This window comes from Kitasatospora phosalacinea, from assembly GCF_030268885.1.
Classification (GTDB): domain Bacteria; phylum Actinomycetota; class Actinomycetes; order Streptomycetales; family Streptomycetaceae; genus Kitasatospora; species Kitasatospora phosalacinea_C.
The window spans coordinates 1-658 of the sequence record NZ_BSSA01000099.1 but is presented as its reverse complement, the minus strand read 5'-3'; the positions used below and the strand labels follow the sequence as shown (position 1 = coordinate 658).

Below are 658 nucleotides of genomic sequence, written 5' to 3'. Positions count from 1 at the left end.
CCGATTGACCAAGGGTTCCTGGGTCAAGCTGATCTGCCCAGGGTAAGTCGGGACCTAAGGCGAGGCCGACAGGCGTAGTCGATGGACAACGGGTTGATATTCCCGTACCCGCTTTGAAGCGCCAACGTCGAACCAGGTGATGCTAAGGCCGTGAAGCCGGCCCGGAGTCTTCGGACGAAGGGACGTGGTGGAGCCGCCGGCCCAAGCCTGTAGTAGGTGAGCGATGGGGTGACGCAGGAAGGTAGTCCAGCCCGGGCGGTGGTTGTCCCGGGGTAAGGGTGTAGGCCGAGTGATAGGCAAATCCGTCACTCATCAAGGCTGAGACCTGATGCCGAGCCGATTGTGGTGAAGTGGATGATCCTATGCTGTCGAGAAAAGCCTCTAGCGAGTTTCATGGCGGCCCGTACCCTAAACCGACTCAGGTGGTCTGGTAGAGAATACCGAGGCGTTCGGGTGAACTGTGGTTAAGGAACTCGGCAAAATGCCCCCGTAACTTCGGGAGAAGGGGGGCCATTGCTGGTGACGGGACGTGCTCCCTGAGCTGGTGGTGGCCGCAGAGACCAGCGAGAAGCGACTGTTTACTAAAAACACAGGTCCGTGCGAAGCCGTAAGGCGATGTATACGGACTGACGCCTGCCCGGTGCTGGAACGTTAAGGG

At 59.4% G+C, this 658-nt stretch carries 1 rRNA gene; it reads left to right on the top strand.

The window, feature by feature from the left end:
- Positions 1-658, top strand: a 23S ribosomal RNA gene (locus QSK52_RS39115); the annotation flags it as partial.